The sequence below is a fragment of the Paraburkholderia unamae genome (assembly GCF_003268775.1).
Lineage (GTDB): Bacteria > Pseudomonadota > Gammaproteobacteria > Burkholderiales > Burkholderiaceae > Paraburkholderia > Paraburkholderia unamae.
Window position 1 is genome coordinate 19,731 of sequence record NZ_QLSU01000012.1, and the last position, 15,440, is coordinate 35,170.

A 15,440-nucleotide genomic window follows, 5' to 3' on the forward strand; every position below is an offset into this window, starting at 1 on the left:
GGCCTTTTTGATGATGCTGCGGCAGCGAGAATGCGCCGCTTCAGACGATACGCATCGAGAAGTCCGTCGCGCGCACATCCTTCGTCAACGCGCCAATCGATACGCGGTCCACGCCCGTTTCCGCGATCGTGCGCACCGTGTCGAAGTTCACGCCGCCCGAAACCTCGAGCACCGCGCGTCCTGCCGTGAGCTTCACCGCCTCGCGCATCATGTCGAACGAGAAGTTGTCGAGCAGCACCGATGTCGCGCCGTGCGCGAGCGCCATTTCGAGCTGTTCGAGCGTTTCCACTTCGATCTGGATGGGCACGCCCGCATCGAGCGCAAGCGCCGCGTCCATCGCCGCCCCCACGCCGCCCGCTGCCGCGATGTGGTTTTCCTTGATCAGGATGCCGTCGTAGAGCGCGAGACGCTGGTTCGCGCCGCCGCCCACGCGCACCGCGTACTTCTGCGCGAGGCGCAGGCCGGGCAGCGTCTTGCGCGTGTCCAGAATGCGCGTGCTGGTATGCGCGATCGTGTCGACGTAGCGGCGCGTCACGCTCGCCACGCCCGAAAGCAGTTGCAGGAAGTTCATCGCGTTGCGCTCGGCCGTGAGCAGCGAGCGCGCCGGGCCGCGCAGCGAGCACACGGTCGTATCGGCAGCCATTCGGTCGCCTTCGCGATAGTGCCAGCGCACCTCGATGCGCGGATCGACCTGCTTCGCCACCCCGTCGAACCACAGTACGCCGCACAGCACGGCGTCTTCGCGCACGATGATGCGCGCGTTGCGCATTTCGTCGGCGGGCACAAGGCGGCCGGTCTGGTCGCCGGGGCCCACGTCCTCTTCGAGCGCGTCGGCGACGTTTCGGGCAATCGCGTCGTCGAACGCCGCGCCGTACTGAGCGCGCACGGCGTCCAGCACGGGGGAAACGGCATCGACTGCGAGCAATTCAAGTGCACCCATTTACGCCGCCCCCACTTGCGAGAACAGCGCGGTGTCGCGCGCGAGGTCGCCGCTCGCCTGCACGCGGCGCTTGTGCTCCGCGGCGAACGTCAGCATGCGGTCGATCGGCAGGCGGGCGCGCTCGCCGAGCGCGGCATCGACATGAATCTCGTTGTGACCGCGCTCCAGCACGTCGGCGAGATTCGCGAGGCCGTTCATGGCCATCCACGGGCAATGCGCGCAGCTCTTGCAGGTCGCGCTGTTGCCGGCCGTTGGGGCTTCGATGAAGGTCTTGCCCGGCGCGGCGAGGCGCATCTTGTGGAGGATGCCGAGGTCGGTCGCGACGATGAACCGTTGTGCGTCGAGCTTCACGGCCGCGTCGATCAGTTGCGTGGTCGAGCCGACCACGTCCGCGAGCGCGACCACGCCTTCCGGCGATTCGGGGTGGACGAGAATCTTCGCGTCCGGATATTCGGCGCGCAGCAGGTCGAGCTCGATCCCCTTGAACTCGTCGTGCACGAGGCACGAGCCCTGCCACAGCAGCATGTCCGCGCCGGTCTTCTTCTGGATGTAGCCACCCAGGTGCCGGTCGGGCGCCCAGAGGATTTTTTCGCCCTTGGCGTGCAGGTCGGCGACGATCTCGAGGCCGATGGACGACGTGACCATCCAGTCCGCGCGCGCCTTCACGGCCGCGCTCGTATTGGCGTAGACGACCACGGTGCGGTCCGGATGCTCGTCGCAAAACGCCGAAAACTCGTCGATGGGGCAGCCGAGGTCGAGCGAGCAGGTCGCGTCGAGGTCGGGCATGAGAATGCGCTTGTTCGGGCTCAGGATCTTCGCGGTCTCGCCCATGAAGCGCACGCCCGCCACGACGAGCGTCTGCGCCTCGTGATCGCGGCCAAAGCGCGCCATCTCCAGCGAATCGGCCACGCAGCCGCCGGTTTCGTCGGCAAGCTCCTGCAATTCGGGATCCACATAATAGTGCGCGACGAGCACCGCCTTCTCGCGCTTGAGCAACGCGCGAATCCGCTCCTTCAATCCCGCGCGCTCCGCCGTGGACGGCGCATCGGGCACGCGCGCCCACGCCTGTCCAACGCTACAGACGGCACCCTGCGGCCGGTCATATTCGACCTTCCTGATTGCCTGACTCATCATCTCCTGCCCCTACCGATCGCCGCGCCATTGAAGCCATTGTGGGGACTCCGGCTTTTTTTGCGGCCCAAAAAGAAAAACCCCGCCAGCGCGGGGTTTTGTGACGTCTCGTCATTCTAAAGGATTTTCCTACGCCTCACTGAGGGGCCCGAAATCCTCGCGGACCGATCAAGCGTAGCGACGCAGGCGCGACGCGAATTCCTGGAGCGCCTTGATCCCGCTTTGCTCAGCGCGATGGCACCAATCCTGGAGCTGCGTGAGCAATTGTTCGCGCGACGCGCTCGAACGTTCCCAGATCGCGGCCAGTTCGTTGCGCAGCTCGATGTAGGTGCGCAGCTTCTGGCTGTTTGCAAAAATCTGCGGCAACTGGCGCTTCTGCGGCTCGTTCAGGCTGGCTTCTTCCTTGTCGAACCACGTGCGAGCGCCACGCATGACCTTGTACTTCTCGCGCTCGCCCACTTCCTTCAGGTGCGCCAGCTCCTGGCGATACGCCTGCTTCACGGCCTTCGCGTAGCGCGCCATCACTTCGTAGCGGTTGGACAGCACGGCCTGAAGCGTTTCGTGGTCGGGCACGAGCTTGCCCTGGGTCAGGCGCGGCGTGGGCGCGACCTTCTTCACCTTGGCAAGGCCCACGGCCTGCATCATGCGGATGTACATCCAGCCGATGTCGAACTCGTACCACTTGTTCGAAAGCTTCGCGGAAGTCGCGAACGTATGGTGGTTGTTGTGCAGTTCTTCGCCGCCGATGATGATGCCTAGCGGGAAGAGGTTCGTGCTCGCGTCGGACGAGTTGAAGTTGCGATAGCCCCAGAAATGGCCAAGGCCGTTCACGACGCCCGCCGCCCAGAAGGGGATCCACGCCATCTGCACGGCCCATACGGTGAGGCCGACCGCGCCGAACAGCGCGACGTCGATCACCATCATGATGCTCACGCCGAGAATGGGATAGCGCGTGTAGACGTTGCGCTCCATCCAGTCGTTGGGCGTGCCGTGGCTGAAGCGGCGCAGCGTTTCTTCGTTCTTCGCTTCCGCGCGATAGAGTTCGGCCCCTTCGAGCAGCACCTTCCAGATGCCGCGCGTTTGCGGGCTGTGCGGATCTTCCTCGGTCTCGCACTTGGCGTGGTGCTTGCGGTGAATCGCCGCCCACTGGCCCGTGAGCATGCCCGTGGTCATCCACAGCCAGAACCGGAAGAAGTGGCTCGCGATGGGATGCATGTCGAGCGCGCGGTGCGCCTGGCAGCGGTGCAGATACACCGTCACGCCAATGATCGTGATGTGCGTCACCACCGCCGCGAACAGCAGGATTTGCCACCACGAGAAATGCAGCACACCGTGGGCAAGGAAATCAAGCAGGGAGTTCAACAAGGTTTTTACCTGTGAAACAAAGCGCGTCGGCCTTTCAGCCCGGCGCCGGTGTCAAGAAAGTGAAAGCGACTAGATGCGGTTGGACGGCATTCTACTAGAACCGTTCCAAGTGTTTGTAACAAAGGAAGATTTTTTTCTTTAATGGTGACGGCGTCAATGTCTGAAAGCCGTTTCGAGGCGCTTTGCCGCACCCGCTCCGACGTTTTTCGTGCGATCCGCCCCCATCTATTCTTTCACCGACGATCCGCACCTCACGCTGCGCGGGCGCAATCGCGATTCTGTGTGCTTCGAAGAGCCTCCGTACATTCTGGTTCACGTCCGAGCGTACCCCCGTGGTGCCGATCGCCGCGTCCTCTATCTGGATAGCTTGGTTCGAGTTGCGCGCCGTCGCAAGAAAATTCGACGAGATACGGCGCTGGCGCGCAGCAGCCGCAGACGCGCGTGAGATACGACGAATGGTTCTGCGAAACGCCCGAGATGAGCTTTTCGTTGGGAATCAAGGGCTCGATGCCGTCGAGGCGACGCACGACAGCATGGCGTCGGCGAATCTGCGCCACCTGGCCCTGAATACCGTCCAGCGAAATTGTGTCGCCAATACGCAACGAGCGATCGGCCACGAGAATGGCCGCAGGGTCACGCGCACGAGCGAGATCTGCATCGTGGCAAGGAGCCACAAGATGGCGCGAGGAAGGCGAGCATCCATGCGACCGCGATCAAGGTGGCGAGGATGACGAGTTGCCAGCGTAACCGCTCGCCCTCGCGCGCCGCCACGCATGCGGCTCAAGGATTGCCGCAAAAAGCCAGCAGAAACGCTGCGGCATGACCGGCGCGCAAACTTTCGCGGGCCGCCCGGCACCTACGCCGGCCGGACGGCCCCGCAAACTCGCGCGCCGCGCGCTTACTCCAGCGCGGCGTCCGGCTCGGCCGCTTCGCTCACCTGCGCCTTGGCGATCGCGTCCGCGGTTTCCTGCACGGCTGCGGATTCTTCCGGCGTCGTTTGCGCACCGGCCGCCTTCGTCTTCGGCTTCGGATCGCCACGGCGCTCCAGCACGGCGGCGAAGAAGCCGTCGGTAGCGTGGCGGTGCGGCCACAGCGAAAGGTAATCGCCCGTGTCGAGGCCCACACGCTGTTCGGCGAGCACGTCGCGCGCGCTCACCAGCACGAACTCGGGGTGCGCTTCGAGAAACTGCTTCACGACCGCTTCGTTCTCGGCTTCGAGAATGCTGCACGTCGCGTAGACGAGGCGGCCGCCGCGCTTGAGCAGGCGCGCGGCGCTCGTGAGAATCGAAAGCTGCTTGGGCGCGAGTTCCGTGATCGACTCCGGCGACTGGCGCCACTTGAGATCGGGGTTGCGGCGCAGCGTGCCGAGACCCGAGCACGGCGCGTCCACCAGCACACGGTCGATCTTGCCGATCAGGCGCTTGATCTTGGCGTCATGCTCGCTGTCGATCAGCACGGGATTGACGTTCGAGAGGCCGCTGCGCGCGAGGCGCGGCTTGAGCTTGGCGAGGCGCCGGTCGGACACGTCGAAGGCATAGAGGCGGCCCGTCGAGCGCATCATCGCGCCGAGCGCCAGGGTCTTGCCGCCCGCGCCCGCGCAGAAGTCCACCACCATCTCGCCGCGGCGCGGCGCCACGAGCGTGCAAAGCAACTGGCTGCCCTCGTCCTGCACCTCGAACCAGCCGTTCTTGAACGCGTCCAGCTTCGAGAGCGCGGGCTTGCCCGTCACGCGCACGCCGAACGGCGCGAACGGCGTTTCGCCGCCTTCGATGCCTGCGGCGGACAGCGCGCGGATCAGCTCGTCGCGACTCGCCTTGATGGGGTTCGCACGCAGGTCGAGCGGCGCCGGGTAGTTCAGCGCGGCAGCCAGTTGCGCGAGTTCGGCGGCGTCGAAGCGCGTTTCCAGCGCCTTGACGATCCATTCGGGCAGGTTGAGCTGCACGCGCTGCGGCAGGCTTGCCGGGTCGATGCGCGCGACGTGCTCGAGCCAGCTCGCTTCGGCGTCGGACACGAACGGGCGGATTGCCGAGCGGCCGGCAGTCGCCATCAGGCCGAGCAGCGTGAGGCGGCGCGTGGGGCTGCCCGAGCCGCTTTCGGCGAGGTGGGCGAACTCCATGCGCCGGCGCAGCACGGCGAACACGGCCTCGGCGATCACGCCGCGCTCGGCATGACCGAGCTTCGGATGCTCGCGGAAGAAGCGGCTGGTCACGGCGTCGGCCGGGCCGGTGAATTTAAGGACGTCGGCGAGCAACGTCTCCGTTTGTCCGATCAGAAAACCATGCAGTCTCATGCGCCCTCCCCGGCGGCTTGCGAGTCGTCTAAGAAGAGCCACTGCGGCTCGGGCGGCGTGAGCGTCACGCGTTCGCCGTCGAGCGCCACGCGCCCCTCGACGAACCAGCGCACTGCACGCGGGTACATTACGTGTTCGGTCTTGAGCACGCGCGCGGCGAGCGCCGCGGCGTCGTCGCCCGCGCGCACCGGCACCACCGACTGTGCGACGATGGGGCCATGATCGAGCGTGGGCGTGACAAAGTGCACCGTGGCCCCATGCACGCGGCAGCCCGCGTCGAGCGCCTGCTGGTGCGTTTTGAGGCCCGGAAACATCGGCAGCAGCGACGGATGGATGTTGAGCATCCGACCCGAATAATGGCCGACGAACGATTCGGTCAGCACGCGCATGAAGCCCGCCAGCACGACGAGGTCCGGCGCGTAGCCGTCGATGACTTGAGCAAGCGCCGCGTCGAAGCTGGCGCGATCGGGAAACTGGCGATGATCGACCACCGCCGTGGCAATGCCGTGCGAAGCCGCGAACGCAAGGCCCGCGGCGTCAGGACGGTTGGCAATCACGGCGGCGATGCGCGCGCCCCAAGCCTCCTGCGCGCAAGCGCGCACGATGGCTTCCATGTTGCTGCCCCGCCCCGAAATCAGGATGACGAGATTTTTCATCCGCGGATTTTATCATCGGGGGACGTGCGCAACGTTCGTGCGGCGGCGATCGTCGCCTCGTGCGTTTATAATCTTCTGTTTCGTCGCGGCCCGTGGGCCGCCCCGCGGCCACTCCGGTGGCCAGATAACCGGTCTTGGCATGCGCGCCCGGCCTGCGCGCTTTTCGAGGTTCCTTCAGGTTCCGCTATCGTGAGAGTCTTCCGCGGTCTTCCCAACGCCGAAAGCCGGGCGCCCTGCGCGCTCACCATCGGCAATTTCGACGGTGTCCACCGCGGGCATCAGGCGTTGCTCGCGCGCGTGCGCGAAGCGGCGAACGCGCGCGGCCTGCCCGTCTGCGTGATGACCTTCGAGCCCCATCCGCGCGAGTTCTTCAACCCGGCCGGCGCTCCGCCGCGCATCGCCATGCTGCGCGACAAGCTCGAAGCGCTGCGCGAGAACGGCGTGGACCGCGTGGTGGTCGAGCACTTCAACCATACGTTCGCGAGCCAGTCGCCCGAGGCGTTCGTCGAGCACATCATCGTGGACGGCCTGCACGCGCGCTGGATGATGATCGGCGACGACTTCCGCTATGGCGCGAAGCGCGCGGGCGACTTCACCTCGTTGCAGGCGGCGGGCAAGCAGTACGGCTTCGAAGTCGAGCAGATGGCGACCGTGGCCGACCCGTCGGGCGTGCGCATCTCCAGCTCCGCCGTGCGCGCGCAACTGCACGCGGGCGACCTCGACGCCGCGCGCGCCTCGCTTGGCCGCGGCTACCAGATCAGCGCGCACGTCACGCACGGCCTGAAACTCGGCCGCGACCTGGGCTTCCCCACGATGAACCTGCTGATCGGCCACAAGCGGCCGGCACTCAAGGGCATCTTCGTCGTGATGGTGCACGGCATTGCCGACCACCCGCTGCCGGGTGTGGCGAGCCTCGGCCTGCGCCCGACCGTGGACGACTCCGGCCGCGTGCTGCTCGAAGTGCATCTGCTCGACTGGCACGGCGACGCCTATGGCAAGCTCGTGCGCGTCGAATTCCTCAAAAAGCTGCGTGACGAGGAGAAGTTTCCCGACCTCGAAACGCTTACCGCCGCGATCGCTCGCGATGTGGCGAACACCCGCGCGTGGTTCGCCGCCGCGGGCGCCGACGTGGCCGGCGGCGCATCGACCGGCTTCGCCACCTCGGCCACCGACCGAATTAGGTGACCTGCGGCCCGCCTGTGCGGGCTGCCCGCCCCCAGGCGCCACGCGCGGCACATGCCGCGCCAGGGCGCCCGAGGCGACGGTTGCGCGGCATCGGCCGCAACGCTGACGCCATGCATCCCCCGAATTCCACGTGATCTCACCATGAGCGACAAGAAAGCATCCTCCGGCAAGCCGCAGAAGTCCGAATCGAAGTACCCCGTCAACCTGCTCGACACCCCGTTCCCGATGCGCGGTGACCTGCCCAAGCGCGAGCCGCAATGGGTCAAGGAGTGGGAAGAGAACCAGGTCTACGAGAAGATCCGTGCGGCCTCGAAGGGCCGCAAGAAGTTCATCCTGCACGACGGCCCCCCGTATGCGAACGGTGATATCCACCTCGGCCACGCGGTGAACAAGATCTTGAAGGACATGATCGTCAAGGCACGCAATCTCGCGGGCTTCGACGCGGTCTACGTGCCGGGCTGGGACTGCCACGGCATGCCGATCGAGATCCAGATCGAAAAGCAGTTCGGCAAGTCGCTGCCCGCCCAGGAAGTGATGCAGAAGGCGCGCGAGTACGCCGCCGGCCAGATCGAAACGCAGAAGAAGGGTTTCAAGCGCCTGGGCGTGCTCGGCGACTGGAACAACCCGTACAAGACGATGAACTTCGCGAACGAGGCGGGCGAGATCCGCGCACTCGCGAAGATCATCGAGAAGGGTTACGTGTTCCGGGGCCTGAAGCCCGTGAACTGGTGTTTCGACTGCGGCTCGGCGCTCGCTGAAGCCGAAGTCGAGTACAAGGACAAGACCGACCCGACCATCGACGTGCTGTTCACGTTCGCGCAGCCCGCCGAAACCGCGGCCGCGTTCGGTCTGCCCGCGCTGCCGCGCGAGGAAGGCGGCATCGTGATCTGGACCACCACGCCCTGGACGATCCCGTCGAACCAGGCGCTGAACGTGCACCCGGAGATCGACTACGCGCTCGTGGACACCCAACGCGGCCTGCTGATCCTCGCCGTCGAGCGCGTGGAAGCCTGCATGAAGGACTTCGGCCTCGAAGGCCAGATCGTCGCGACCACGAAGGGCGAAAAGCTCTCGCTGCTGCGCTTCAATCACCCGCTCGCCTCGGCGCACCCGGGCTACAAGCGCACCTCGCCCATCTATCTGGGCGACTACGTGACGACCGACACCGGCACGGGCATCGTCCACTCGGCGCCCGCCTACGGCGTGGAAGACTTTGTGTCGTGCAAGGCGCACAACATGGCCGACTCGGACATCATCAGCCCGGTGATGGGCGATGGCCGCTACATCGAATCGCTGCCGCTCTTCGGCGGCCTCTCGATCTGGGCCGCGAACCCGAAGATCGTCGACGCGCTCGACGCCGCCGGCACGCTCCTGCGCAGCGAAAAGTACCTGCACAGCTACATGCACTGCTGGCGCCACAAGACGCCGATCATCTACCGCGCCACATCGCAGTGGTTCGCGGGCATGGACGTGACGCCGAAAGACGGCGGCAAGACGCTGCGCGAAACGGCGCTCGAAGGCATCGAAGCCACGGCGTTCTACCCGTCGTGGGGCAAGCAACGCCTCTACTCAATGATCGCCAACCGCCCGGACTGGACGCTCTCGCGCCAGCGCCAATGGGGCGTGCCGATGGCGTTCTTCGTGCACAAGGAAACCGGCGAGTTGCACCCGCGCACGCTGGAGCTGCTCGAAGAAGTCGCGAAGCGCGTGGAAAAGCAAGGCATCGAAGCCTGGCAGACGCTCGACGCCCGCGAACTGATCGGCGACGACGCGAATATGTACGAGAAGAACCGCGACACGCTCGACGTGTGGTTCGACTCGGGCACGACGCACTGGCACGTGCTGCGCGGCTCGCACAAGGATGCGCTCCAGTTCCCGGCCGACCTCTATCTGGAAGGCTCGGACCAGCATCGCGGCTGGTTCCACTCGTCGCTGCTCACGGCCTCGATGCTCGACGGCCGCCCGCCCTACAACGCCCTGCTCACGCACGGCTTCACCGTGGACGGCGAAGGCCGCAAGATGTCGAAGTCGCTCGGCAACGGCGTCGATCCGCACGAAGTGGCGAACCGCCTGGGCGCGGAAATCATCCGTCTGTGGATCGCCTCGACCGACTACTCGGGCGAACTCGCGATCTCCGAGGAAATCCTCAAGCGCGTGACGGAAGGCTATCGCCGTATCCGCAACACGCTGCGCTTCCTGCTCTCGAACCTCTCGGACTTCGACTTCGACAAGCACGCGCTGCCTGCAAGCGAGTGGCTCGAAATCGACCGCTACGCCGTGGCGCTCACGCACACGCTGCAAAACGACGTGCTGTCGCACTACGACCGCTACGAATTCCACCCGGTCGTGGCGAAGCTGCAAACGTTCTGTTCGGAAGACCTGGGCGGCTTCTATCTCGACGTGCTGAAGGACCGCCTCTACACGAGCGCAGCGGACTCGAAGGCCCGCCGCGGCGCGCAAACGGCGCTGCACCACATCACGCACAGCCTGCTGCGCATCCTGGCGCCGTTCCTCTCGTTCACGGCCGAAGAAGCGTGGAAGGTGTTCCAGCCGCAAAGCGAAACCATCTTCACCGAAACGTTCCACGCGTTCCCGGACGTCGCCGGCGCCGAAGATCTGATCGTCAAATGGACGCTCCTGCGCGAAGTGCGCGGCAACGTGACGAAGGCGCTCGAAGAGGCGCGCGTGGCGAACCAGATCGGCTCGTCGTTGCAGGCCGAAGTGCGCATTCTCGCGAGCGGCGCGCGTTACGACGCGCTCGCCTCGCTCGGCGACGACCTCAAGTTCGTGCTCATCACCTCGGCGGCGGAAGTCGTGAAGGTGGAAAGCGAGGCGGACGAAGGCGTCGAAGTGGTCACTTCGAAGTACCTCAAGTGCGAGCGCTGCTGGCACTACCGCGAGGACGTGGGCGCGAACGCCGAGCATCCGGGCCTGTGCGGCCGCTGCGTCGTGAATCTGTTCGGTGACGGTGAAAAACGGAGCGCGGCATAATGGCGAAAACCATGCCGAAGCAGACTCGTTCGAACGGCGCCGGCGGCACGCTCGTGCCGTGGCTGGGGGTCGCGGTGATCGTGATCCTCGCCGACCAGCTCACGAAAATCGCCGTCAACAAGGTGTTCAGCTACGGCGAAGGGCGCGTGATCACGCCGTTCTTCAACCTCGTGCTCGTCTACAACAAGGGCGCGGCGTTCAGCTTCCTGTCGGCGGCGGGCGGCTGGCAGCGCTGGGCGTTCACCGCGCTCGGCGTGGTGGCGGCGCTCGTCATCTGCTATCTGCTCAAGCGCCACGCCGCGCAGAAGCTTTTCTGCACGGCGCTCTCGCTCATCATGGGCGGCGCGCTCGGCAACGTGATCGACCGCGTAATGTACGGCCACGTGATCGACTTTCTCGACTTCCACGTGGGCGGCTGGCACTGGCCGGCGTTCAACCTCGCCGACAGCGCGATCTGCGTCGGCGCGGCGCTGCTGGTGTTCGACGAATTGCGGCGCGTGCGCGGCGCGCGCTGAAAACCCAGGCACCGCCTGGGAGGAGCCTTGACTTGAACACCTCCGCAGCCAATCCGGGCGAGCTGGCCGGCCGCCATCTCGTGCTCGGCATGACGGGTGGCATCGCCTGCTACAAGATCGCCGAACTCACGCGCCTGTTGACCAAGGCAGGCGCGACCGTGCAGATCGTGATGACCGAGGCCGCCACGCAGTTCATCACGCCGGTCACGATGCAGGCGCTGTCGGGCCGCCCCGTCTACACGAGCCAGTGGGACGCCCGCGTGCCCAACAACATGGCGCACATCGACCTGTCGCGCGAAGCGGACGCCATCGTCATCGCGCCCGCCTCCACCGACTTCCTCGCGAAGCTCGCCCACGGTTTCGCCGACGACCTGCTCTCCACGCTGTGCGTGGCGCGCGACTGCCCGCTGCTGGTCGTGCCCGCCATGAACCGGCAGATGTGGCAAAACCCGGCTACGCAGCGCAACGTCGCGCAACTGCGCGCCGACGGCGTGGAAACGCTCGGCCCCGATTCCGGCCCGCAGGCGTGCGGCGAGATCGGCGACGGGCGCATGCTCGAACCCGAGGCCGTGTATGAAGCAATCGTCTCTTTCTTCGCGCCGAAAGTGCTCGCGGGCCGCAAGCTCCTGATCACCGCCGGCCCGACCTTCGAGCCGCTCGACCCCGTGCGCGGCATCACCAACCGTTCCAGCGGCAAGATGGGCTTCGCGCTCGCGCGCGCCGCGCAGCAGGCCGGCGCCGAGGTGCATCTGGTGGCGGGCCCGGTCGCGCTGGCAACGCCCTGGGGCGTGTACCGCGAGGACGTGCAAACCGCGCAGCAGATGTACGACGCCGTGATGCGCGCGGCGCCCGACGCCGACGTGTTCATCGGCGTGGCGGCGGTGGCCGACTGGCGCGTCGATCATGTCGCCGAGCACAAGATCAAGAAGACGGCCGAGCACCGCATGCCCACGTTCACGTTCGTCGAGAACCCGGACATCCTGGCCTCGGTCGCGGCCATGCCGAATCCGCCGTACTGTGTGGGCTTCGCGGCCGAAAGCGGCGACCTCGACGTGCACGGCGAGGAAAAGCGCGCGCGCAAGAAGGTGCCGCTGTTGATCGGCAATCTCGGCCCGCTCACATTCGGCCAGGACGACAATGAAGTCGTGCTGTTCGAGGCAAGCGGCCGCAAGCCGCTGCCGCGCGCGGCCAAGCAGGCCCTCGCGCAGACGCTCGTCGCCGAGATCGCGCGACGTCTGCCGGACCCGAGCATCATTTCGTGACGCGCGAGCCGGCGCACCCGTGCGCCGGCTCGCGACACGAGAAACGTAGTCAAGGAGCAGTACTGACATGACGCTGCTTTCCGTACTGGATCAATCGCCCGTCATCGCCGGGCACAGCGCGGCGGACGCCATCGCCGCCACCATCGAGCTCGCCCAGCTCGCCGACGACCTCGGCTACACGCGCTACTGGTGCGCCGAGCATCACGGCCTGCTGGGCGTGTGCAACCCCTGCCCCGAAGTCATGCTCGCGCGCCTGGGCAGTGTGACGAAGCGTATTCGCATCGGCTCGGGCGGCATCATGCTGCCCTACTACAGCCCGTTCAAGATCGCCGAGCAGTTCATGATGCTCGAGGCGCTGTTTCCGGGGCGTGTGGACCTTGGCGTCGGGCGCGCGCCGGGTGGCGACATGCGCACCGCGCAGGCCGTGGCCGCCGGTGCATACAATCGCGGCGACCAGTTCGCGCAGCAGGTGCAGGACCTCGTCGGCCTGATGGACGGCACGCTGCCGGCGAGCCATCTCGCGCATGGCGTGGTGCTGCAACCGCAGATCGAAACGCGCCCGCAGCTCTGGGTGCTCGGCTCCAGCGACTTCGGCGGCCTGCTCGCCGCGCAGCTCGGGCTGCGCTTCTCGTTCGCGCACTTCATCAATGCGCATTTCGGCCATCTCGTGGCCGAGGCGTATCGCGACCGCTTCACGGCGGGCCACGAAGCGAAGCCGTATCTCGCGTGCGCCGTGTTCGCGATCTGCGCCGACACCGAAGCCGAAGCCGCCGACCTCGAAAAGGCCGTCGACCTGCGCCGTGTGCAGATGGCCTACGGCCTGAACGCGCCGATTCCGAGCCTCGAACAAGGCCGCGCGCAGGAGTATGGCGAGCGCGATCAGATCGTGATCGACCGCGAAAAGCCGCGCAGCGTCATCGGCACGCCCGAGAGCGTCGCGGAGCGCCTCCTCGCGATCAAGGACCAATTTCGCGCGGACGAACTCATCGTGCTGACCGTCGCGGGCAGCTACAAGGCTCGCCTGCGCTCCTATGAACTGCTCGCCGAGGCCTTCCAGCTGCCTCGCGCCTGAGTCATCCCCTTCGCCCCAATCACCCTGACTTCATGAAAATCGACATCAAGATCCTGAACGAGCGCATGCGCGACCAGCTGCCCCAGTACGCCACGCCGGGCAGCGCCGGCCTCGACCTGCGCGCGTGCCTCGACGCGCCGATCACGCTCGAACCGGGCGAAACGAAGCTCGTGCCGACGGGCCTCGCGATCCACGTAGCCGATCCGGGCTACGCGGCGCTGATCCTGCCGCGCTCGGGCCTGGGCCACAAGCACGGCATCGTGCTCGGCAACCTGGTTGGCCTGATCGACTCCGACTACCAGGGCGAGCTGATGATCTCCACCTGGAACCGTGGCCACACCACGTTCACGCTCAATCCGCTGGAGCGCCTCGCGCAACTCGTGATCGTGCCGGTCGTGCAGGCGCAGTTCAACATCGTCGACGACTTCGAGGCGAGCGAGCGCGGCGAAGGCGGCTTCGGCAGCACGGGCAAGCACTGAGCCCGACGGTTGCGCCAGCAACAAAAAAGCACGCCTCGGCGTGCTTTTTTCTTTTAGAAGGATGCTTCGGTTTGTTGCGCGGCGCCGGGGCGCCGGCGATACCACAACGCATAGACCACCACCAGCACCGCGAGAAACGCGAGGCCGTAGGCCAGCGTCATGCGGAATTCGCGGGTGAACGCCGTGCCGACCAGAATACCCAGCATCAGGAGCGCGCCCAGCACGCTCGTGAACGGGAAGCCCCACATGCGGAAGCGCAGCGGCGCCCCGCCCTCGCGCGTCTGGCGCACGCGGAAAAAGATCTGCGTGACGAAGATCATGAGCCACGTGAACATCGCGCCGAACATCGCGATCGACATCATCAGCGTGAACGCCGCCTGCGGCCAAAGCGCGTTGAGCACCGCCGCCACCGCGATGCCGATGGTCGAGAGCGAGAGCGCGGCCGTGGGCACGCCGTGGCGCGTGAGACGCCCGAACGCCGCCGGTGCGTAGCCCGCGCGCGAGAGGCTGAACATCATGCGGGTGGTGATGTAGAGCTGGCTGTTCATGGCCGAGAGCGCCGCCACGAGCACGATGAAGTTGATCGCACCGGCCGCATACGGCACGCCGGTCTCAGCCATGACCCGCACGAACGGGCTCTCGTTGCCGCCCGCCTCAGTCCACGGCACGATGGCGAGCATGAGCGCGAGGGTGAGGATGTAGAACAGCACGAGCCGCAGCACGGTCGCGCGGAACGCCCGCGTGACGGCGCGCTGCGGGTCCTGCGCCTCGGCGGCCGCCACGGCGATGGTTTCCACGCCGAGATAGCTAAAAAGCGAAACGATCGTCCCGACCCACACGCCCCACCAGCCCTTGGGCAGCAGGCCGCCGTGCGACGTGTAGTTCGCGAGTCCCACGCCCGATTCGGCCGGCGCGCGCCAGACGAACCACGAGCCGAGCAGGATGAACGCGACAATGGCCGCGATCTTGAGGCTCGAAAAGAGATATTCGATCGCGCCGTAAGCGCGCACGCTCATGGCGTTCACGACGATGAGCGCAGCGGAAAAACCGACGATCCAGTAGAGCCCCGGCACATGGGGAAACCAGAACTTCATGTAGACGGCGATGGCCGCGACCTCGGTGCCGACCGCCAGCACATACGCCGACCAGTACGCGTAGCGCACGACGAACCCGGCGAGTGGCCCGATGTAGTGCTCGGCGTACGCGCCGAACGAGCCCGACACCGGGTGGGCGACGGTCATTTCGGCGAGCGCGCCCATCAACAACAATGCGATCAGCGCGCCGATCGCATAGGAAATGAGCACGCCGGGCCCGGCGAAGGAGATCGCGAAGCCGCTGCCGAGAAAGAGCCCGGTGCCCACCGCGCCGCCGATGGCGATCATCGTCATCTGCCCGGCGGACAATCCCTGGCGCAGCCCCTGTTCGCGTTTGACGATGGCTTCGAACGCGCCCGATTTACGTGGTACCACGGTTACACCCCTGCTTCGCGCAGCCGCCATCCGGCGTTGCGCATCATGAAAACGTCTACGGCGAGACAAACGCTTATTTTACTTT

12 protein-coding genes and 1 pseudogene are annotated in these 15,440 nt (G+C 66.2%); 6 read left to right on the forward strand and 7 right to left on the reverse strand.

The window, feature by feature from the left end:
• Positions 1-40: 40 nt before the first annotated feature.
• The 6 genes and pseudogenes from nadC to purN all read right to left on the reverse strand — a co-directional run bounded on the left by nadC (position 41) and on the right by purN (position 6,382).
• Positions 41-940: a carboxylating nicotinate-nucleotide diphosphorylase gene (gene nadC, locus C7401_RS20405; RefSeq protein WP_112173215.1), complete on the reverse strand. Its 900-nt coding sequence runs from the start codon at positions 938-940 to the stop codon at positions 41-43.
• Positions 941-2,071 carry a quinolinate synthase NadA gene (gene nadA, locus C7401_RS20410; RefSeq protein WP_112173411.1) on the reverse strand — a complete coding sequence of 377 codons (1,131 nt, stop codon included), beginning with the start codon at positions 2,069-2,071 and terminating at the stop codon, positions 941-943. It lies immediately after the preceding gene.
• Between the two features lie 168 nt (positions 2,072-2,239).
• On the reverse strand, positions 2,240-3,436 hold the full coding sequence (locus C7401_RS20415) for a DesA family fatty acid desaturase (RefSeq protein WP_112173216.1): 1,197 nt from the start codon (positions 3,434-3,436) through the stop codon (positions 2,240-2,242).
• 94 nt (positions 3,437-3,530) lie between these two features.
• A pseudogene (locus C7401_RS20420) lies at positions 3,531-4,059 on the reverse strand (mechanosensitive ion channel domain-containing protein); the annotation flags it as partial.
• A gap of 275 nt (positions 4,060-4,334) precedes the next feature.
• The gene (locus C7401_RS20425; RefSeq protein WP_112173217.1) at positions 4,335-5,726 is read right to left on the reverse strand and encodes an RsmB/NOP family class I SAM-dependent RNA methyltransferase; all 1,392 of its coding nucleotides are present in this window, start codon (positions 5,724-5,726) and stop codon (positions 4,335-4,337) included.
• Positions 5,723-6,382 carry a phosphoribosylglycinamide formyltransferase gene (purN, locus tag C7401_RS20430; RefSeq protein WP_112173218.1) on the reverse strand — a complete coding sequence of 220 codons (660 nt, stop codon included), beginning with the start codon at positions 6,380-6,382 and terminating at the stop codon, positions 5,723-5,725. The genes C7401_RS20425 and purN overlap by 4 nt, the downstream gene beginning before the upstream one ends.
• Before the next feature lie 189 nt (positions 6,383-6,571).
• Here purN and C7401_RS20435 point away from each other — a divergent pair, with 189 nt between their 5' ends.
• The 6 genes from C7401_RS20435 to dut all read left to right on the forward strand — a co-directional run bounded on the left by C7401_RS20435 (position 6,572) and on the right by dut (position 13,886).
• Positions 6,572-7,567, forward strand: a complete 996-nt coding sequence (locus C7401_RS20435) for a bifunctional riboflavin kinase/FAD synthetase (protein WP_112173219.1) — start codon at positions 6,572-6,574, stop codon at positions 7,565-7,567.
• Positions 7,568-7,708: 141 nt separating this feature from the next.
• Complete coding sequence (gene ileS / locus C7401_RS20440; RefSeq protein WP_112173220.1) at positions 7,709-10,558, forward strand: isoleucine--tRNA ligase; 2,850 nt, start codon at positions 7,709-7,711, stop codon at positions 10,556-10,558.
• Positions 10,558-11,073 carry a signal peptidase II gene (gene lspA / locus C7401_RS20445; RefSeq protein WP_112173221.1) on the forward strand — a complete coding sequence of 172 codons (516 nt, stop codon included), beginning with the start codon at positions 10,558-10,560 and terminating at the stop codon, positions 11,071-11,073. Before ileS ends, lspA begins: the two co-directional genes overlap by 1 nt.
• 32 nt (positions 11,074-11,105) lie before the next feature.
• Positions 11,106-12,335 carry a bifunctional phosphopantothenoylcysteine decarboxylase/phosphopantothenate--cysteine ligase CoaBC gene (gene coaBC, locus C7401_RS20450; RefSeq protein WP_224040752.1) on the forward strand — a complete coding sequence of 410 codons (1,230 nt, stop codon included), beginning with the start codon at positions 11,106-11,108 and terminating at the stop codon, positions 12,333-12,335.
• A 67-nt stretch (positions 12,336-12,402) separates the two neighbouring features.
• Positions 12,403-13,407 carry an LLM class flavin-dependent oxidoreductase gene (locus C7401_RS20455; protein ID WP_112173222.1) on the forward strand — a complete coding sequence of 335 codons (1,005 nt, stop codon included), beginning with the start codon at positions 12,403-12,405 and terminating at the stop codon, positions 13,405-13,407.
• Between the two features lie 32 nt (positions 13,408-13,439).
• Complete coding sequence (gene dut, locus C7401_RS20460; protein WP_112173223.1) at positions 13,440-13,886, forward strand: dUTP diphosphatase; 447 nt, start codon at positions 13,440-13,442, stop codon at positions 13,884-13,886.
• A gap of 53 nt (positions 13,887-13,939) precedes the next feature.
• Here dut and C7401_RS20465 read toward each other — a convergent pair whose 3' ends face one another.
• Positions 13,940-15,355 (reverse strand): amino acid permease, encoded by a 1,416-nt coding sequence (locus tag C7401_RS20465; protein ID WP_244314950.1) that lies wholly within the window; start codon positions 15,353-15,355, stop codon positions 13,940-13,942.
• Between the last annotated feature and the right edge of the window lie 85 nt (positions 15,356-15,440).

What these genes read in the sequence shown, in the direction of transcription:
- purN (WP_112173218.1), bottom strand. Translation starts at nt 6,382, where the DNA reads ATGAAAAATCTCGTCATCCTGATTTCGGGGCGGGGCAGCAACATGGAA.
- nadA (WP_112173411.1), bottom strand. Translation starts at nt 2,071, where the DNA reads ATGAGTCAGGCAATCAGGAAGGTCGAATATGACCGGCCGCAGGGTGCC.
- dut (WP_112173223.1), top strand. Translation starts at nt 13,440, where the DNA reads ATGAAAATCGACATCAAGATCCTGAACGAGCGCATGCGCGACCAGCTG.
- ileS (WP_112173220.1), top strand. Translation starts at nt 7,709, where the DNA reads ATGAGCGACAAGAAAGCATCCTCCGGCAAGCCGCAGAAGTCCGAATCG.
- C7401_RS20455 (WP_112173222.1), top strand. Translation starts at nt 12,403, where the DNA reads ATGACGCTGCTTTCCGTACTGGATCAATCGCCCGTCATCGCCGGGCAC.
- nadC (WP_112173215.1), bottom strand. Translation starts at nt 940, where the DNA reads ATGGGTGCACTTGAATTGCTCGCAGTCGATGCCGTTTCCCCCGTGCTG.
- C7401_RS20425 (WP_112173217.1), bottom strand. Translation starts at nt 5,726, where the DNA reads ATGAGACTGCATGGTTTTCTGATCGGACAAACGGAGACGTTGCTCGCC.
- lspA (WP_112173221.1), top strand. Translation starts at nt 10,558, where the DNA reads ATGGCGAAAACCATGCCGAAGCAGACTCGTTCGAACGGCGCCGGCGGC.